The following is a 19,797-nucleotide window of genomic DNA, read 5'->3' on the forward strand; positions in this document are numbered from 1 at the left end:
TGCAAGTACTACTAGGGTAAGCTTAACGAGGTTAACACCGTGACTCTTTATAAGTTCGCCGACTATCGTTTATTGATTATGTCTTAGCTTATTATCTTAATCATTTTAGTTAAGTTAGTTGTGATTTCATATTGAACCCCTATAATAACCACTCGGTAAAAATTGAAGAACTTTAGCAATTTATTGTAATTATGGATTGGTTTGTTAACCGATTCTATTTTAATGCGTGAAGATAAAGGTGTGCCATGAGTAAGCTTAATCCAAAACAACAAGAGGCGATGACGTATGTATCTGGCCCCCTTCTCGTATTAGCAGGTGCAGGCTCTGGGAAAACTTCCGTAATTACTCAAAAAATCGCCTACCTTATTGAACAAGGCAATATACCCGCCGAGCGAATCACTGCCGTAACGTTTACCAATAAGGCTGCTCGTGAGATGAAAGCGCGTGTCTCCACGCTACTGCCAAAAGATAAAATGCGCGGCTTAACCGTCTCAACTTTCCATCAGTTCGGTTTACAATTCTTACGATACGAGTTGCTACATACTCCTTTAAAAGGCAACTTCTCGATCATGGATGCCGATGACAGTAAGCGCCTACTTATGGAGCTTATGATGCGTGATAACTTATCAGGTGCAGAAAGCCGTGAACTGGTTGCCAAAGCCATCAAGTTTATATCAGATTGGAAAAATGATTTGATTGAACCTGATAAAGCGCTAGAAACATTGGATGACCCTGAAGACACCATATTCGCTAATTTGTACGCCCTATATGAGCGAAATTTAAGAGCTTATAATGCCGTAGATTTTGATGATTTGATTGTCTTGCCGGCCAAAATATTGCGTGAAAATCAGCAGCTACGTGATAAGTGGCAAAACCGCATCCGCTATTTACTGGTGGATGAATACCAAGATACCAATACCGCTCAGTATGAGCTCATTAAACTCATTGTAGGTACGACGGGCAAATTTACGGTGGTTGGTGATGACGATCAATCCATTTATGCGTGGCGCGGCGCTCGTCCCGAAAATATGGCGTTATTAAAAGAGGATTTTCCAAAGCTTAAAGTCATTAAGCTTGAGCAAAATTATCGCTCAACCAACCGTATCTTGAACGCCGCCAACACGGTCATTATGAACAATGAGCATTTGTTTGATAAAGCTTTATGGTCAGATAAAGGACAGGGTGAAAAAATACGTATCATCAACTGTCGTAATGATGATGATGAAGCTGAGCGCGTCGCTAAAGAGATTGTCGCGCATAAACTGCGTAATGGTAATGAGTGGGAACAATATGCGGTTTTATACCGCAGTAACTTTCAAGCGCGTATGCTAGAAGCTCAGTTACGTCAGTTCCAAGTACCGTATCAACTATCAGGGGGTCAATCCTTCTTTTCGCGCAGTGAAATTAAAGATGTCATGGGTTACTTACGCCTCATATTAAACCCTGAAGATGACAGCGCTTTTTTGAGAATTGTAAACACACCTAAACGGGGACTTGGTCCTGCCACGCTTGAAAAACTAGGATTATTTGCTCAAGAACACAGCATTTCGCTTTTGGCAGCTTGTACCCACGGTGGTCTACCGCATGTACTGCCTACAAAAGCCTATAGTACGTTAAAAGATTTTGGAGATTTTATTGAGCATTACACCCGTGAGCTTGATCAGCACCCTGACCCTGTGCCGTTAGTGCGTCAGATGATTGATGAGACCGGTTATATTGATTTTGTGCGTAGTGATGCTAAGACACCACAACAAGAAAAGAACCGTTTGGATAACATTGAGGTTCTTTATACTAGTATCCAAGCGCTTATCAATCGTGCAGATGACGATGATGATAAAACGATTGATGCCGTCATACGCAAACTGGTCTTGCTCGATATGCTTGAACAGCAACAAGAAGAAGAAAATACCAACAAAGTAAATCTAATGACCCTACATGCTGCAAAAGGACTTGAGTTTGACTATGTTTATATTATGGGGCTTGAAGAAGAATTATTACCACACCGTAACTCAATTATAGGAGAGTCGATAGATGAAGAACGCCGACTCATGTATGTGGGTATAACGAGGGCACGCCGCGAGCTTACACTAACGCTTGCAGCTCAGCGTAGAGGTGGTGGACAGATGCGAACCACAACCCAAAGCCGCTTTTTAGAAGAGATGCCAGAAGAACATCTTGATTGGCCTGCAAATGCCAAAAAGAAAAAAGCCGAGCGTGATCCTCAGCTTGTTGCGAATGAATATATGGCGAACATTAAAGCTTTATTAAAGAAGAAATAATGAGGACGTGTCCCTATTTGAGCTAGAATTACCCTATATATTCACAAACAAAAAATTAAGAATATTGTAAAATACACCTTTAATGGCAGGATGCAATCCTGTCGTTTTTATTTGTATTATTTATTCTTTCGTATTCGGGTCTATTGATCTTTATATCTCTACTCTGAGGGCGTCCATGACCATACATACTGAGCACAAGTCTAAATATGAGACCCTGTCAGATAGCTACGACAGTGCAGAAGGCAAACTGATTTATTTGCAAGGACTCGTTGCGGATAAAGACCGCGATTCGATGTCGGAGTTTTTAGAAGATCAAACTGAGTATGAGATTGCTAATCTTCTAGAATCTTTCCCAAGCGATCATCGGCGTATAATTTGGCGTCAAGTACCTATTGAGCTTAAAGGCGAGGTGTTGGCTGAAGTTGATGATGATATCCGTTCCTCACTGATGAAAAACATGCAGGCGGGCGAGATTGAAACGCTTGCAGAAGATTTGGACGCACAGGATATTGCTGAGATTTTAGATACGGTTGAAGAAGACGTCCGTACAGAGGTAATGTCAAGCCTTGACAATGACGTTCGGCTACAAGTTACTAAGTTAAATACCTATGATGAGAATGAAGTCGGTGATTATATGGATCCCGAAACCATTCAGATTCAAGGCAATATTACCCTGACCCAAGTACAGGAATTCTTGCGTCAAGATCAAGATTTGCTAGACGATGAAGACCAAGAATTAATTGTTGTAGACGCCAGTCATCAATTATTGGGACTGTTAAGCTTGGTAGATCTGATCAAGTACCCACAGCATACGCTGGTTGAACGTTGGATCGACCCTGCTATAACCATTAACGATCGTATGGATATTCAAGACGCGGCCGCCATATTTAGGGCAACAGATATTCGCTATGCCCCTGTAGTTAATGGATTTGGTGAGCTGGTCGGTCAGCTCAATGCTGATGATATTATGGAAATCATACAAGATGATGTCGATAGTACAATGAAGCACTTAGCAGGTGTGAGTGATGATGAAGAGTTATTTGCGCCTGTATTACGAAGTGCTAAAAGTCGCAGCGTATGGCTAGGCATTAATCTGTTAACAGCGCTATTGGCAGCTGTTGTAATTGGTCAATTTGAGGCAGTTTTGGCACAAGTTGTGTCACTGGCAATATTAATGCCTGTCGTCGCGAGTATGGGCGGTATATCCGGCAGCCAAACCTTAACCGTGGTTATACGCGGATTAGCAATGGGTCAAATCGCTGGTTCCAACCGATTGTGGCTGTTAAACAAAGAGCTTTGGGTCGGGGCGATAAATGGTATTATTTGGGCAGTTATCATGTCGGCGATAGCACAGCTATGGTTTAATGAACCACTTATTAGTATTGTTATAGGTTGTGCCATTGCCATAAATATGACCGCAGCGAACGTGGCGGGTATTAGCATCCCACTCATGCTTAAACGTATGAATATTGACCCTGCACTTTCTGCTTCTGTTATTTTGACAACGGTAACAGATATTGTAGGCTTTATGTCCTTCTTAGGACTAGCAAGCGTTTTGATACTATAAATCTATTTAATACTTAACGACTGGAACACTCATGAATTCTGTACAAGTAAAAATTCTAAACTCAAAGATAGGTAATGACCCTAAGTTTCCGATGCCAACCCGTGCGACAGATGGTTCAGCAGGCATTGATTTGCGGGCTTGTATTGATGAGGCTATTACAATTAAAGCGGGTGAAACCAAACTCATTGGGACAGGTATGGCAATCTACATCCAAGATCCAAATTATGCTGGTATAATTTTGCCACGCTCTGGGTTAGGTCATAAGCATGGAATCGTACTGGGTAATCTTGTTGGGTTAATCGATGCAGACTATCAAGGTGAGCTCATGGTCAGTATTTGGAACCGCAGCGAAGAGGATTTTATTCTAAAGCCAGCTGAACGTATGGCTCAATATATGGTTGTACCCGTAGTACGCCCCTCATTTGAAATAGTGGCGTCATTTACTGAAACCAGTACACGTGGTGAAGGTGGGTTTGGTCATTCAGGGCGAGAATAATCAAATATCATCAGATATTATCAATTATTGTATATACAAATTATGTATAGTATGTATTAATAAACTATTTAATTTAATTAAATATTAAGTTATTTTTATTATTAAGCTTAATTTTCGTTCTAAAACGTTATGTATAAATCACTCTAGGCGTAATCGTCAGAACGTTAAGATTTTAATATGTTGTTAATTAGGCGTTTTTGAATAGCTTATTAATTTGATATTTTTGGCTTGATAATCTATTTACTTAACAATAATTGTATTTGTAATAAAAATGTAAGATTATAATTTATCTTATATTGGAGTCATATAAAGCTGATGCACCCATTTAAAGCGCAGCATGGTTTATTTAAAGCTTACGACATTCGTGGTGATGAAACGTTATTCACCCAAGCTTATATCGAGGCTTTAAGTCATGACTTCGCAAGATATTATGCCCTAACTGCAAAAGCGAACACCATAGTTGTGGGTTATGACGTGCGTCACGCCAGTCAAAGAATCGCTGAATGTATGGCTAAGCACTGCACCAATTGGAATCTAGAAGTTATATGGCTTGGTCTTGTTACCACACCGATTATGGCCTTTTGGGCTAATCAATATGAAGGGCATGGCATAATTGCGACTGCTAGCCATTCAGAAAAACACATATGTGGATTAAAGTGGCTTATCGCTAGCGAGTCTCCTGATGAGCAGTGCATTCAAGATATATACGAGCGATTACAAACTCATCAGATCAATAAGTACGCTGCTAAAAATAAATGCAGCACTGTTAATAGTTTACTAAATACAGCTGCTCCATACGTTACCGATTTACTAGAGAATCAGCAAAACGTCACTACTAGCCATATCACTACTTCATATGTTAAAAAGCTAGTTGCGTCCCAAGTTGCTCAAACCTATATTGATAGCGCCGTTGCGGCAATAGAGTCCATTAATGCTATCCGCGCTCCCAAGCATTGTGCTTTGCACAGTCACATACCTGCAAAACCCATTTATCATCCTATACCTAATCTTGAGCCTACCCGCCTACCTAATCCTCTACCCTTAACCGATATGGTCTCAGCGCATAAACCTTTACAATCTGATTTTAATTACAATTCTTTAAATCCTAATGCTCAAACAAGGTCTGAAGAAAGTACATCTTCGAAGCCTAAACGTTTTAAAATCGTTATTGATTGCTTAAATGGTGCCACAGGACTTTTTTCAAAAAACTTCTTCTCCCAACATGTTGATTTATTTTCCGAAGTAATTGTTTTAAACCAAGATGCTAATGGGGATTTTCCCAAAGGTAATCCAGACCCGATGGAAGCTCATCGCCTTGAAGAACTCAGCCGTTCAGTAATTTATCACCAGGCGGACTTGGGACTGGCTTTTGATGGCGATGGTGACCGGCTCATGGTATTAGACAGTAGTGGCAAACCCTTACTACCTGATCATCTACTGTATCTTTTGGCACGAGTATCAATAGAAGATAACGCACATCAAGCTATAGATCCGAGCGTAATATTCGATGTCAAATGCTCCCATCATTTACCAAGACTTATTGAGCAAATCGGTGCCATACCGCAAATGAGTAAGACAGGAAGCAGTATCTTACGCCGAGCCTTACAACATAAGCCGCATAAGCAAAATAACCAGCATAAACCTTCAAAAATCGAAACAACACCCTGCGTGTTATTCGCTGGGGAATTATCAGGCCACTTCCTGTTTAACGACGGTCATTTCCTACTTCATGACGATGCGATGTATGCCGCTTTACGTTTAATAAACTGGTTACGATATCAATCACAGCTCGGTCTTCCTGATAGTCTAACTGAAATAGTTGACGCGCTTCCTACTATGGTCAGTACATCAGATGTTTACTTACCACTACATCGCTATAATCATGCTAACATCGCTAACAGCCCCATAACCACAAATGAGACAACCCATAAACGGACAACCGCATCTGCACCTATAGTCAAAAAACTCTCTACTCTTTGTGATACCCTCAAAACTCAAAACTATTTTAAATCTCAAGGCATTACGTTAACCTGTATTGACGGATTAAGACTTGATTTTGAACATGGGTTTGGCATTATTCGGCCGTCCAATACTAGCAATAGTTTGACCGTTCGCTTTGCTGCTGATTCGCATACTGACCTTAATGAAATTAAAGCGTATTTCGTTGAATTGTGCCAACGTATCGACTTAGAGCTTGCCAAAGAAGTCGCCCATATTTCTGCGTAAAGTGTGCAGGGTCTCAGTATCAATATTATCTTCGAATGGATAAATTTGAAACATAAATGGTTATGCCTCATGATTTAACCCTTTTTAATCTATCTTAGCGCTGCAAACCACTCCATTTGATAATCAAATAAAGTAGCTAATTTTAAAAAACCAATTTTAAAATAGCTAATTTATGAAGGCTTTACCTTATAATATAGCTTATGTATTAAAATCATCTTAATAAGACCATTTAATTAAGAATTTTTTCGCAATGAATCAACTTTCTGCAAAAGAGCCCTCTATGTCATTAAATTTAGCTGAAGCCAAAACCACCGCTGAAGTGTTAACCACTGCGTTACCTTATATTCAACGTTTTGAAGACAAAATTATAGTTGTAAAATATGGGGGTAACGCCATGACAGACCCTGTTCTTGAAAGCTCATTTGCGCGAGATATTGTACTGCTTAAAACAGTTGGCTTACATCCAGTCGTCGTGCATGGCGGCGGGCCTCAAGTAGATAGTTTGCTAAAAGAGTTGGGTCGTCAGTCAGATCGTATTGATGGTATGCGCGTCACTGATAAAGCGACGATGGATGTGGTTGAAATGGTCTTAGGCGGTAGTGTTAACAAGTCAATTGTCAGCCTCATAAATCAGCATGGCGGCCGCGCCATCGGACTTACCGGTAAAGATGCCAACCTAATTCTGGCAAAAAAGCTATTTATGAGTAAAGCTGATGAAAAGGGTGTCAATCAAGACATTGATTTAGGGTATGTTGGGGATGTCGTTAGTGTCAATAAAGATGTCATTATGATGCTCATTAGATCCAATTTTATTCCTGTTATAGCGCCTATTGGGGTTGATGAAGCTGGGGACAGTTACAACATCAATGCAGATTTGGTTGCGGGAAAAGTCGCTGAGTTTATAGGGGCTGAAAAACTAATGCTGCTGACTAACATCAAAGGTGTTATGGATAAAAGCGGTCAGGTTATGACCGGACTTACGCCTAAAAAAGTCGATACGCTTATAGAAGACGGCACCATTTCTGGCGGTATGATTCCGAAAATACAATGTGCGCTGGATGCGGTACGTGGAGGCGTAAAAAGTGCGGTTATTGTGGATGGCCGGGTTCCGAATGCCACCTTACTTGAAATCTTTACTAATGAAGGGGTGGGTACCTTGATTAGCCGAAATCTAAAAAAAGCGTTAAGTTAAATAAAAAAACCCAAGCTAAATATGATTTAGCTTGGATTATTAAATTTTTTAAAATAGCTATGCTATTTCCACTTAGTTATCTAAGATAAAGACAGTCAATACGGCTATTTTGCCTATAGTAATATTATTAATATAGTAACTAGCCACCTTTTATCACATACAACATATATCGAGCCTTAATATAGACACTAGTACGCACAAATCTCTATAGAGCTTCTGGAATCATTACCATAGACCTTAATGTAATGCTCTCCTCTTCTTTGTGTGCGATATGAGGTAGCATAATCTGCTGGGCCGTTATCATAATGTGAATGATTGCCTACCAATCGACCAGAGGGTCCCTCAACATAGGCAACGTTCACTTGGTCATTACCGTCATTTAGTATGACTAACTCTTGATTAGCATTTAGATACAATTTAAAATTCTTTCCATTTTTCATATTACTGCTATAGCTTCCGCAGTAATTATCACTGAAAAATTGTACATTTGTAACAGACTCTGTAGCACTCGCGTTAACTGCTGCAAACATAGCCCCTAATCCTAACATACTTATCATTAATAAATTTTTCATCATTCATCCTTAATGTTTTAATTGATGTTCTAAACTCTTTGGGTTGATGGGTTAAACGTTGGTTTTATATTATGGCAAAATATTTCGCGATAATTTAAGTGTAGACCGTATTTTTGTATATATAAAGAATAGTTGATGAAAATAGCATGGATATTAAGACGACTAAAATGTATCCTCAAACATATCTGAATCGTACCCACATAATATAATATCTTGATGCTCATCTGAGCCTTCCACTATAGGGCGTTTAATCATACTGGTATTTTCAACCAACAATTTAATGGCTTTATTAACATCTGAATCGGCGGCAGCTTTTTGATCGTCAGTCAGTTTACGCCACGTTGTGCCCCGCTTGTTTAGAACTTTATCTATACCCAGTTCATCAACCCAACGTTGCACGCTATCCCTGTCTATACCTTGTTTCTTGTAGTCATGAAAGTCGTAAGCGACGCCCATGTCATCCAGTTTAGTAAATGCTTTTTTCATGGTGCCACAGGCTTTGATGCCGTAGATTGTGATGGTCATAATTTATACCTATTAAAACGCAAGTACTTAAAGTACTTTATTAAACTTAGTCGTTATGATGAAAGCTCTAATCCAGCTGTAGTATGAATGGCTCATTAATTCAATACGCTCATAATAAAGTTCGAAGCTGAAGTAGATAAGCACTAAGGTGGACTACAAATATGAAGCTAATCCGTTATAAGTTATTCAGAAAAGTAACACTAAGATAGTTTAAGTTTTATGATGTTGAAGTATACGCTAGAACTACAGCTGATTAATCAAATATTTAGCCAAGTACGGTAGTACTTTTTTAACTAAACATAAAAACTACGTTAAAGTTCATAATCAAGCTCAAGATGATTTGGCCATGGTAATTCGCCCCTGCCATATTCCCATCCTTTACCAGCATAATAGACAAGAATTTTATTGTGAGGCAAAAAGACTTCTAATGTATCTTCCTCTTCAATATCTGCTAAAAACTCTATGCGAATGCCGTTATCAAGTACTATAGCTATATCATGAGTATTTAGAACTATAACTTCTACTAACTTTCCGAAGTCAATTTGTTGTAGTATGCAATCTGTCTCTTCATAGTCATAAATATCGTTAACTCCTTCAAGAATTACTTTATTACCTTGCAAAATCCGCCATAGTCTATGATAACAACTAAAACTCCATTCACCATAAAAGGGATCGACCAGTTTAGGTTTATGATGAAATACTTTATTACCAAAATCTATACTTATGCTATTACCAAAACGCACTCGCTTTCGACAACATACTTTTCCATAACCATGTTCAATGAGAGGAAGTATTTCTTCAAATTTATACATAATCAAAGCCTTGTTATAAAAATTTCATTATGGAACTTCGATTATTTAAGCCAAATTTACAAGGGAGCACCCTTTGTATCATACAGATCGTGAGCATCTTGTCTAATTTCTTCTTTAGTTCTATATCCAACTCAAGATTTTTTCATATCTTGAAACTATCTGTTCTGCTCTGCCTAAATTTTTCCGATTCTACTACCTACATCTTTTGTATAATTTTATGAAGCTTTGTTCTTAGAGAAAATACCTTTAGCTCCTTCAATACCACTATCAACCTTATATACAACTAATAACGCCATAGTTCCTACGACAGTTTTTGAGGAGTCTATAATTTGCTAAATCTGCACTATTTAATAGTCACCATCTAAGCTTGGGTATATAACATTATCTATTAACATCTCGCCAACTATAGCGCCTAAAACACCAACATCATAGTCTTGTTTTTTGACACTGGCCGCGACACAGCCTATACCTGTTTGTTAGTAATAAGACTACAACTGTATATTTCTCTGGTTTTTAACAAACTTGTCATTATTAGAGGCTCTAAGATATGCTTTTGGGTTTTGTTTGAATTAATTGGAAGAATAATTTAATAATGCTTAGTGTTAGAACCAAGCATTAGTTGTTAGTTACTATTTCTACTAGATTTAGTTCCTTAAGAACTGGTTAGATCACCAATAAATACAGAGTTGGTTAATACTAAGTTGTATGTTTCGTTGACTAATAGGATTAATGATTTATTTATGTGACTAAAGGCAAAAGATTTTAAGACCTATTTCTCTAGATAAATTGAGTATTAAAGGTATAACTTATAATATGAAGCTGGTTTAAAAGCCCAGCTTACGCTTGCTATCAATTAGACTTTGTCACTGATATCGGTACGGCATGGCTGAGTAAAGATAGTTACGATAATATTTATTTGGATCAAAGATAAAGCAACAGGTAAGGCAGTGACAGAGGTAGTACGCACCACGTCACCGTCTTCGCCAAGAACGATTTCTTATCCGGTAATTATTAATAAGTAATTGGACGAATCCATAGAAATAACTATGGTATACGAACAGAGTTATTTTGGTCTAAGGTTATAAAAAAGTTGAACATTTAAGATTGCTTTTTTTTATTGTGTCTATGGGCTAATTTAAGATTAATATTATTCTCGGTCTTGAATCTGTTAATGCTTCTAAAAGATGTACATCATGAAAAGTTATCTCGCTCCAATTTATCATCATTAATTTACTCGAAATAGATTTTAAATATGCATCATTAAGTGTATTCAACATTTTTTGTGATAAAATAGGATGCTTTTCTACAAATCGCTTCCAGCCAACTAGGTAAACATCTTTCCACTTCAACCAATTGTCGTTCAAATAATCTGATACAACATCTGAAAGGGCATCTAAATTACTTCCTAACCCTTGTTTAGTACTAAATGATGCATTTAAAACATAAGCGACTGCCAATACAAAATCTTTTTCAGAAACACACTCTTTCAAATTTATAATAACATTCTGATCGCTATCCAATTGGTTTTGATAAGTATCGTCCCAATCATCTTCATTCCAAAAGTTTATCATTTAATCCTCCCAAATGATTCATAATGAGGCTGTTATAAGGCAATTGTTTTACTTTAGAGTACCCTAGACTTATTAGTAGCTTGAGTTGCATTTGAAGTTTTACTAATAACTATACAACTACTATGTACCTAACTTCCAAGCTTAACAATATGATAAGTAAGCAAATTGTCGACTTCGAGTTTATATACAATATCTGTTTGATTTTGCTGAGAATGGTTCAAGTTCTATCCGAGATAAGCAGTACAAGGCTGCTAAGGTAACTAATAAATTGAATCTTAATATTAAAGCATAGTACAAGGGGATGTTAGCCAAGGGTAAGTGCAAGCCATTGGTGAGTGCCTAATGTTTGAAAGGTTAAAGTCGCAATTGAATTAGCTGTGGATGTTAATTTTTGATGTTGGCTTTTATAGAATCTAAACTCCTTCTAATCAACTTATCATCTGGGTCAATAGCTAGCGCATCTTCATAACACTTTTTAGCGGATTCTAACTCCCTGATTTCAATTAACAAAGCACCTTAATCAATATATGCGTCGACGAAATCTGGTTCTATTTCAATTGATTCTTGGTAGTATTCAAAAGCTTGAACGAGGTCGTCTTCACTTAAAAATTTAGAAGCCCATAGATAGTAATATCTCGCTATCCTATAATCACCATCTTTTTTATAGGCTTGTTCATAAAATTGAATGAAGCACTATAGTTCTTTTTATAGAACTCTGCATTTCCTTCGCATTCTAAGAGCGCAACATCTGGTAGATTTGAATTTCTTAGCAACTCATATCACTTTTGTGTATTATTATTTTTGAACACATTAGTTATCTCATTTACTGAATTTTTAATATTACTTTTTATCATAAATTTTCACTCAATATTCTTAGATAGTTTAATGAAATCTTAAAATATACTATAAAGAACTGTAATATCGTTCAAACGTTGTAGTCATATTCTAAATAGACAAGTAAAGATATATATGTTGAATGAATTTTATTATAATGAGAAATTATATTTATCTTACTCTTTATAGACATAAGAATATTGAATTATTCATTAACTCTTTCAACTTAATGATACTGACACTATAAGAATCAAACTAAACTTATTGATTCCACAAATGATAAAATCATCATCAAATTCCATAAACTAAGAAATTTTCTATTTTTAATAAATCTTCTTTATCTTAGTTAATTAGGCTCAATAACTATGTTAAATATTAAAACTAACAAGAGCTTTATCTCTAAAACTTTAATCACAAGCTTATTATGCTCTATTGGATTATTAACTAATATTCATGCGCAAGCTGAAGAGACTGCCAGCAAGGTTGATAATACATTTGAACGAATAGACACCAACGCTGGTCCAAACACTGGGTTGAATAAAAATAATAAAGATAGTAACCATTCAAGGGATTCCGATATCGTTACAGACCTAGCGAACCTTATCCTTAGATTCTGGACTCCTCCCTTATATAGTGAAGGGTCTAAAGTATCTGTAACTATTGACGTTAGTAGTAAAGGAGACGTATTAAGTGTTATAGCACATACAAGTGATGAGGCTCTAAAACATTCAGTTGAAGAAGCTATCTATAAATCAAGCCCTTTAACACCACTTGATGGTACTAATTTTAATAAAATCAAACTCAATTTTGTGGTTCAGTAAACAATAAAATCATTCTTAGAATAACAGTGATTTTCGCATACTGTATACTTTACGGTTATATATTTATTTTCAACCAACGTAAACCCAAAGCTCACTATAAAATACACTTAACCGAGCGGGCTTTTTAGCCTCGATTGTAGCGGTAGCTTAGTGGATTGGGTGGCTAACAGCGCCTTGCACAAGGGGGGTCTCTTGAATGATGGAACACCATTGTGTTTAGGCGCTGTGCCACCCAAACCGCTAACTACAAGCGTAAAGCGAGAAATAGCTGCCTATTGTAAAGCTACTTATTATAAATCGACATATTATAGATAGTCACTATATGACACAGCAATAACAGACATGTTGGATAACACCGCTATTGCTGAATATATCAGATGCCCCCCATCGCAATTTATGCCAATTTACGCTATCCTATCTTATCTAAATTTTATCCTGATTTATTAAGCGTTTATTCGTGACGCTTACTGCCTTTTTTAAAGAAACCATTTAATATAGAGCCGACTATGAGTAACACTGTAACACCTGAACAACTTGATTCAGCGTCCAACCCCAACCATTACCATCCGCAGCAAATCGAAGCCGAACAACAAGCCAAATGGGCTGCTGACAAGCGCTTTGAGGTTAGTAATGACGTTAGCGAAGATGCCAATACCCGTTATATGCTGTCTATGTTCCCCTACCCTAGCGGCAAACTGCACATGGGACATGTTCGGAACTATACCATCTCAGATGTACTCAGTAGGTATTATCGCTTAAAAGGTGATGAAGTATTACAGCCTATGGGCTGGGATGCTTTTGGCATGCCTGCAGAGAACGCGGCCATCTCCAATCAAGTGGCACCTGCTAAATGGACCTTTAACAATATAGACAACATGCGAGGTCAGCTCAAAACGCTTGGTTTGTCTATCGATTGGTCGCGTGAATTTGCAACCTGTACGCCAGAATATTACCGCTGGGAGCAGTGGTTCTTTTTACAGTTATATAAAAAAGGCTTGGTATACAAAAAGCTTGCCACGGTAAACTGGGACCCAGTTGACAATACCGTACTTGCTAACGAACAAGTTATAGATGGCAAAGGATGGCGAAGCGGCGCACCTGTTGAGAAACGCGATATTCCAATGTATTACTTCAAAATCACAGACTACGCTGATGAGCTTTTAGATGATTTAGATAAGCTTGAAGGTCAGTGGCCAAGTGACGTAATCACCATGCAGCGCAATTGGATTGGGCGTAGCCAAGGTATGGAAGTTCACTTTCCTTACAATAATAGAGATGATGACAGTACGCTTGATGTATTCACTACCCGTCCTGACACCTTGATGGGTGTGACTTATGTTGCGGTTGCAGCTGAGCACCGTTTGGCAAAACTTGCGGCAGAAAAAGATCCAAAAATTGCTGAATTCTGTGAACAATGCAAAAAAGGCTCTGTTGCTGAGGCCGATTTAGCCAAAGCTGAAAAAGTAGGTATGGATACTGGTCTAACCGTGACGCACCCCTTAACAGGGGAAGAGATTCCTGTTTGGGTTGCCAACTATGTGCTGATGAGTTATGGCTCTGGAGCTGTGATGGCAGTACCTGCTCATGATGAGCGTGATTATGAGTTCGCAACCAAATACAATTTACCTATCAAAACTGTTATTCAAACCCCATCTGACCATGAGGGCGCGTATATCGAACGTGGTCAATTGGTCAACTCTGATGAATTTGATGGCTTAGACTTTGATGGCTCATTTGAAGCCATGCTTGCAAAGCTTGAGCCACAAAATCTTGCAAGTCGTAAAATCCAATATCGTTTGCGAGACTGGGGGGTATCACGTCAGCGCTACTGGGGCTGCCCTATTCCAATGATTAACTGTGAGTACTGCGGTAATGTGCCTGTAGAAGAGTCAGATTTGCCCATTGAATTACCGACTGATGTTGTACCTGATGGCCGTGGTAACCCACTCAAAAACATGCCTGAGTTTGTGAACACAACGTGTCCTAGATGCGGTGGTCCTGCCGAGCGCGAAACTGATACGTTTGATACCTTTATGGAATCGAGCTGGTACTACGCCCGTTTTGCCAGCCCGAATGACGACACGCAAATGGTTGATAAGTCTGCCGCTGATAAATGGCTGCCTGTCGACCAATATGTGGGCGGGGTTGAGCATGCGGTGATGCACCTGCTGTATGCCCGTTTTTATCATAAGCTGATGCGTGATGAGGGCTTGGTATCAGGTGATGAGCCATTCAAAAATCTATTAACTCAAGGTATGGTACTGGCAGGTACGCTATATCGAGACAATGATGATGGCAGTAAGACTTACTACTTTGCAGATGATGTCGACATCAGTGTAGATGAGCGTGGACAGCCTGTTAACGCTACCTTAAAATCAGATGGTAAGCCTGTTACCATTGGCAAAATCGAGAAGATGTCAAAATCAAAAAATAATGGTGTCGACCCGCAAACTACCATTGATGAATATGGTGCTGATACCGTGCGATTGTATACGTTGTTTGCAGCTCCAGCTGATCAAACCCTTGAATGGTCAGATGACTCATTAAAAGGCCCTTACAACTTTTTGAAAAAAGTATGGCGTTCGGCTCAAGATCACATGAATGCGTTATCTGATAATGAGCTGACGGTTGCTGCATTGCCAAAAGTTAGTGATATAGATAAAGCACAGTTAAATAGTAATGCCAAAAACTTACGCCGTAAGACCCATGAAGTTATTGCCAAAATTGATAATGATCTTGGTGACCGTTTGTCCTTGAATACGCCTGTTTCAAGCTTGATGGAGCTTGCTAATGAGCTCAGTTCATTTATCTCAAAGAATAAGCAAGTTAATGCCGAAGCAATGGCGGTACAACATGAAGCATTGATAGCGCTACTCATCATCTTATCGGTCTATGCACCTCATATTTCAGAACATATTCTTGAAAAGCTGGGCGTTGATACTCAAGCTCTGACTTACCCTAGTTTAGATGAATCTGCCTTGGTACAAGATACCATCACCATGGTGATTCAAGTTAACGGTAAGGTACGCGGGAAGATGGAGGTGGCTCCAGACAGTGATGCTGAAGATCTTAAGGCACAAGCCAAAGCGGTTGAAAGCGTTGCTAAATACTTAACTGGCGATATAAAAAAAGAGATTGTCGTACCGAACAAACTCGTTAATATCGTTGTGGTGAGTTAAAAATGCCTAACTTATCCGCACACATCCAAAATAGAGCCGCTAAGCTTAAAAGCTTAGCGGCGTATGGCTTGATAGGGGCGCTACTCGTCTCTCCTTTATTATATAGCGGCTGCGGCTTTCATCTACGAGGTTATGACTCTCAGATGAGCTATGCAGTTGGTAATACTGTCTTAAAAATTGGGAATGATGCCAATAGTTTGGGCTTAAAGCTCCCTTTACAAGCGCGATTACACTCTGTAGGGATTGATGTTATTGATGACATTAACCTTGAGATTAATAACAGCGATAACCTTTACACGGGGTCTATTGAAGTAAACAACTTGAGTTTTAAACGCTACGAGCTGGTTGGGGTTTTAACCGAAATCAGATTAGTACTATCGGCTGATGTGGTTTATAGAACTCTAATGAACACGGAAGGCGACCTAAGCAAAACAGGCAAACCAGTTATCGTTAAAAATAACATACAGGTAGAGCGCAGTTATCAATTTGACGAAGCCTCCGTTAGTATAGATGATAAACAAGGTGATCAAATTCAGGATTGGCTGTACGAGAGCATGGCACAGCGTATCGTTGATCAGTATGTGGCGTTGAGCTTACCGAGGGTTGCGCCAAAAGCTGTACCAAACACTGACTCGTCGAGCGTTTTAAATCAAGACCCCGACTCTTCGTCAGGTAATATAAATGACAAAGGGTTTATAGAATCCACTCCACCTAGCCCATAATAGGCCATACTTGGCCACCTATACGTACACAATAATCTATGAAAGGTTCATTTTTAGACGTCTATACCAAATTAAAACAAGGCAAGCCTGCTGATGTTAATGTATCAGGTCTTTGGCTAGCACATGGCGATGAGCCGCTTTTACATCAGTGGTTAGCTGATGCGATGCGCCCCATTTGGCGCAGTCAAAACTTATCTATTCAGCGTATTGAACTGGTATCGGCTAAGACGTGGCAAGATGTATTGACTGAATTGAATAGTTTGTCGCTGTTTGATGATGCTACCGCCGTTATTGTCACAGGCAATCACAAACCTGACAAACACATGCAAAGTGAGCTTGAATCTTTTGCCATTGAAGCAAATTCAGCTACCAATCAAAACTGTGTGTTATGGTTAACCGCTAAAGTCGACAATCGTTCTCAAAGTAGCAAATGGTTTGCGCCGTTTGCTAAGTATGGCAATATCATTGATTGTAATCTTTACAATGAAAATCAGCGTCAACTAATCTTGTCAGTACATGCGCATCATTTAGGGTTAAACTTAACTCCAGACGCTTGGCAATTTTTAATGGTACAAACAGAACACCATCTGCTCAGTGCTTATCAAGCTTTGTGGCGTCTGTCCTATTTGTTTGCGCCTCAAATAGCGGCGCAAATAGAGCAGTCTGGAGCAATGACAGACGCTACCCCATCTGCCCAATCTATCAACTCAAATTCAAATGGCGCAAATACTTCACAGCCCGATATTCAAGCTATCAAACCTGTCACCGTTGATGTTGATGCACTACAGAATGCGCTTGTCAGTGGTGGTCAGTACACTGTCTTTGATTTGTCAGATGCTATGTTATCCGGTAATGCCTCGCAGGTTGTACGCATTATAGAACAGCTTAAAAGTACAGAAGAACCTACCCCATTGGTATTATGGGCGGTCAGTAAAGACATGCGTCTTATTATGCAGCTGTTAAGTGGTGAAAATCCAAGAGAGCTAGGTATATGGAGTAGCAAACAGTCTGTATATCAAGCCGCCTGCCGTCGTCAAAACCCTCAAAGTATTTCCGATTGGCCAGACTTATTATATCAATGTGATAAAGCAGTAAAAGGCGTCATTCGCCAGCCTGCCTGGGAGCTACTATTGCAAGCTGCTTTAAGAGTTAGTGGATATAAGTTGTTTCACTAAAGCGTTAATAACATACAATACCAAATAATTATTCCGAGTAACTCTTTTCTTAATTCAATTAGTACCTTTTCCTATAGCACCTTTCCTACAGTTTAACTTTCAAACATTATTAATTAAATTTTTGTCCTATCCTATTGCTTTTAATAAATTAATTTTGGTAACTTTTCTTAAACTTTATGTCCTAATCTTTGTGCCACAATAAGGTATTATAGTTTAAGAAGTCTAAAATGGTGACAAGGCAACCGAGTGCAACTACTGTTCACGTAGGCTTAACGATGTTAACCCCGTAACCTTTTAGTTGTTTGCTTACTATATTAATTCAAAAATAGGTTTTGGACGGTAGTATGGTACTAAATTCAAATCGTATAAACCGCAATGCTCTCATAAAATGGGGCCTTATAGGGCTGGTTATCCTTGCTCTGGCGCTATTTTTATATAACAAGTTTAAGCCCAAAGAAGAAACTCCAAACTATATCACTGCCACTGCAAATATTGGCGATATTGAAAGTAACGTGATGGCGTCGGGTAAAATTAAAGCCTTAAACACGGTTGATGTTGGCGCACAGGTTTCAGGAGAAATAACTAAGTTATATGTTGATGTGGGTGATGAGGTTACAAAAGGGGATTTAATTGCCCAGATTGACCAAGTGGCTCAAAAAAATAATCTTTCAAATCAGCAAGCTACTTTAGAGCAAGGCCAAGCTGCGCTACAAAGTGCCAAAGCCAGCTATATAAGTCGTCAAGCCGATTTACAAAGTGCTCAAGCGGATCTTGCCAGTCGTCAAGCCAATCTTAAACAAGCCATATCCGACTATGATAGGTTGCGCCCGTTATTAGCGATCAATGCTATTAGCGAGCAACAAGTTGATACCGCAAGAACGACTGTTGAAACTGCGCAAGCAAGTGTAGATAGTGCCAAAGCCGCTATCAAAACCGCGCAAGCAGCTTTAATAACCGCCCAATCTGATATTGTAAGCAGTGAAGCTGACATTCGTAAAGCACAAACCAATTTAGACACTGCTACGACCGATTTGGGATATACCACTATTCGTGCACCTATGGATGGCACCGTGGTCGCTGTTGAAGCAGAACAAGGCGCAACGGTCAACGCCAACCAAACTGCCCCCACTATTGTCACTTTAGCTGACTTATCTACCGTACGTATCAATGCGCAAATCTCTGAAGCTGATGTTATTAATGTTAAAGCTGGTATGCCAGTTTACTTTAACACCATAGGTGATGCCGATAAAAAATATGATGCGGTATTAACTGCTATCGAACCGGCCCCGGAAGAAATCAGTAGCACCAGCTCTACCGATTCTGCAATTTATTATATTGGTTATATCGAAGTACCCAATCCTGATCGTAGTTTTCGTATTGATATGACCGCGCAAGTGTACATTGTGATAGATAAAGCCAGTGACGCCTTATTAGTGCCTTCTGCTGCTATTAAAACAGGATTACCGCCTCGAACTCCGAGAGAAACTGCTAACGCTGATGGAGATAAGCCCACAGCTAATCCAGCCGATGCGCCTACTGATAAAAGCGCTGATAAAAGTGCTGACAAAAGTGATGATAACCTTGACGCAGAACAAATTGGTGCCAAACCTAATGCTAATAGTCATTACGTCCGTGTATTACATGATGATGGCAGTGTTGAAAACAGAGTGGTTGAAGTGGGTATCGATAACCGAGTCAATGCGCAAATATTAAGCGGTGTTGAACAAGCAGAGACCGTAATTATCGGTGAAGGTAGTGGTCAAAAAGGATCTACGAGTAAAACACCGCGTGGGCCACCGCGTATATAAACAACCACATAAATAACG

General features: G+C 39.0%; 14 protein-coding genes. 10 read left to right on the plus strand and 4 right to left on the minus strand.

What is annotated here, in order from left to right; genetic code table 11:
* The first annotated feature begins 245 nt into the window (after nt 1–245).
* The 5 genes from AC21OH_RS07570 (at nt 246) to argB (ending at nt 7,760) form a co-directional block, all read left to right on the plus strand.
* Nucleotides 246–2,279: a UvrD-helicase domain-containing protein gene (locus AC21OH_RS07570; RefSeq protein ID WP_486536212.1), complete on the plus strand. Its 2,034-nt coding sequence runs from the start codon at nt 246–248 to the stop codon at nt 2,277–2,279.
* 175 nt (nt 2,280–2,454) lie between these two features.
* Nucleotides 2,455–3,846, plus strand: coding sequence for a magnesium transporter (mgtE, locus tag AC21OH_RS07575; RefSeq protein ID WP_487370828.1), 1,392 nt, complete (start codon nt 2,455–2,457; stop codon nt 3,844–3,846).
* A 31-nt stretch (nt 3,847–3,877) separates the two neighbouring features.
* Entirely contained in the window at nt 3,878–4,342 is a 465-nt protein-coding gene (gene dut, locus AC21OH_RS07580) for a dUTP diphosphatase (protein ID WP_486536214.1), read from the plus strand.
* A gap of 315 nt (nt 4,343–4,657) precedes the next feature.
* Nucleotides 4,658–6,568, plus strand: coding sequence for a phosphohexomutase domain-containing protein (locus tag AC21OH_RS07585; RefSeq protein ID WP_487370829.1), 1,911 nt, complete (start codon nt 4,658–4,660; stop codon nt 6,566–6,568).
* A 280-nt stretch (nt 6,569–6,848) separates the two neighbouring features.
* Nucleotides 6,849–7,760 (plus strand): acetylglutamate kinase, encoded by a 912-nt coding sequence (gene argB / locus AC21OH_RS07590; RefSeq protein WP_486536216.1) that lies wholly within the window; start codon nt 6,849–6,851, stop codon nt 7,758–7,760.
* 188 nt (nt 7,761–7,948) lie between these two features.
* On the opposite strand, the gene AC21OH_RS07595 is transcribed toward argB, so the two are convergent.
* The 4 genes from AC21OH_RS07595 to AC21OH_RS07610 all read right to left on the minus strand — a co-directional run bounded on the left by AC21OH_RS07595 (nt 7,949) and on the right by AC21OH_RS07610 (nt 11,240).
* The gene (locus tag AC21OH_RS07595; RefSeq protein WP_487370830.1) at nt 7,949–8,290 is read right to left on the minus strand and encodes a hypothetical protein; all 342 of its coding nucleotides are present in this window, start codon (nt 8,288–8,290) and stop codon (nt 7,949–7,951) included.
* A 204-nt stretch (nt 8,291–8,494) separates the two neighbouring features.
* Nucleotides 8,495–8,857: an arsenate reductase gene (locus AC21OH_RS07600; RefSeq protein ID WP_487370831.1), complete on the minus strand. Its 363-nt coding sequence runs from the start codon at nt 8,855–8,857 to the stop codon at nt 8,495–8,497.
* Nucleotides 8,858–9,168: 311 nt separating this feature from the next.
* A complete protein-coding gene (locus AC21OH_RS07605) occupies nt 9,169–9,669 on the minus strand; it encodes a hypothetical protein (protein ID WP_487370832.1) in 501 nt (166 codons plus the stop codon).
* A gap of 1,130 nt (nt 9,670–10,799) precedes the next feature.
* Nucleotides 10,800–11,240, minus strand: coding sequence for a barstar family protein (locus AC21OH_RS07610; RefSeq protein WP_487370833.1), 441 nt, complete (start codon nt 11,238–11,240; stop codon nt 10,800–10,802).
* 1,199 nt (nt 11,241–12,439) lie between these two features.
* On the opposite strand from AC21OH_RS07610, the gene AC21OH_RS07615 reads away from it, so the two are divergent.
* The 5 genes from AC21OH_RS07615 (at nt 12,440) to AC21OH_RS07635 (ending at nt 19,779) form a co-directional block, all read left to right on the plus strand.
* Nucleotides 12,440–12,895 (plus strand): TonB C-terminal domain-containing protein, encoded by a 456-nt coding sequence (locus AC21OH_RS07615; protein ID WP_487370834.1) that lies wholly within the window; start codon nt 12,440–12,442, stop codon nt 12,893–12,895.
* Nucleotides 12,896–13,401: 506 nt separating this feature from the next.
* Nucleotides 13,402–16,074, plus strand: coding sequence for a leucine--tRNA ligase (gene leuS, locus AC21OH_RS07620; protein ID WP_487370835.1), 2,673 nt, complete (start codon nt 13,402–13,404; stop codon nt 16,072–16,074).
* A gap of 2 nt (nt 16,075–16,076) precedes the next feature.
* Nucleotides 16,077–16,796 carry an LPS-assembly lipoprotein LptE gene (locus tag AC21OH_RS07625; protein WP_487370836.1) on the plus strand — a complete coding sequence of 240 codons (720 nt, stop codon included), beginning with the start codon at nt 16,077–16,079 and terminating at the stop codon, nt 16,794–16,796.
* Between the two features lie 38 nt (nt 16,797–16,834).
* Entirely contained in the window at nt 16,835–17,971 is a 1,137-nt protein-coding gene (locus tag AC21OH_RS07630; protein WP_487370837.1) for a DNA polymerase III subunit delta, read from the plus strand.
* A 344-nt stretch (nt 17,972–18,315) separates the two neighbouring features.
* Nucleotides 18,316–19,779, plus strand: a complete 1,464-nt coding sequence (locus AC21OH_RS07635) for a permuted SH3 domain-containing protein (protein WP_486536529.1) — start codon at nt 18,316–18,318, stop codon at nt 19,777–19,779.
* Nucleotides 19,780–19,797 lie beyond the last annotated feature (18 nt).

This window comes from Psychrobacter sp. CX10 (assembly GCF_057621575.2).

Bases quoted from the DNA above. Each gene is read 5' to 3' on its own strand.
- dut (WP_486536214.1), top strand. From the start codon at position 3,878: ATGAATTCTGTACAAGTAAAAATTCTAAACTCAAAGATAGGTAATGAC.
- AC21OH_RS07585 (WP_487370829.1), top strand. From the start codon at position 4,658: ATGCACCCATTTAAAGCGCAGCATGGTTTATTTAAAGCTTACGACATT.
- AC21OH_RS07625 (WP_487370836.1), top strand. From the start codon at position 16,077: ATGCCTAACTTATCCGCACACATCCAAAATAGAGCCGCTAAGCTTAAA.
- AC21OH_RS07635 (WP_486536529.1), top strand. From the start codon at position 18,316: ATGGTACTAAATTCAAATCGTATAAACCGCAATGCTCTCATAAAATGG.
- AC21OH_RS07570 (WP_486536212.1), top strand. From the start codon at position 246: ATGAGTAAGCTTAATCCAAAACAACAAGAGGCGATGACGTATGTATCT.
- mgtE (WP_487370828.1), top strand. From the start codon at position 2,455: ATGACCATACATACTGAGCACAAGTCTAAATATGAGACCCTGTCAGAT.
- argB (WP_486536216.1), top strand. From the start codon at position 6,849: ATGTCATTAAATTTAGCTGAAGCCAAAACCACCGCTGAAGTGTTAACC.
- AC21OH_RS07615 (WP_487370834.1), top strand. From the start codon at position 12,440: ATGTTAAATATTAAAACTAACAAGAGCTTTATCTCTAAAACTTTAATC.
- AC21OH_RS07600 (WP_487370831.1), bottom strand. From the start codon at position 8,857: ATGACCATCACAATCTACGGCATCAAAGCCTGTGGCACCATGAAAAAA.
- AC21OH_RS07605 (WP_487370832.1), bottom strand. From the start codon at position 9,669: ATGTATAAATTTGAAGAAATACTTCCTCTCATTGAACATGGTTATGGA.
- AC21OH_RS07630 (WP_487370837.1), top strand. From the start codon at position 16,835: ATGAAAGGTTCATTTTTAGACGTCTATACCAAATTAAAACAAGGCAAG.
- leuS (WP_487370835.1), top strand. From the start codon at position 13,402: ATGAGTAACACTGTAACACCTGAACAACTTGATTCAGCGTCCAACCCC.
- AC21OH_RS07595 (WP_487370830.1), bottom strand. From the start codon at position 8,290: ATGTTTGCAGCAGTTAACGCGAGTGCTACAGAGTCTGTTACAAATGTA.
- AC21OH_RS07610 (WP_487370833.1), bottom strand. From the start codon at position 11,240: ATGATAAACTTTTGGAATGAAGATGATTGGGACGATACTTATCAAAAC.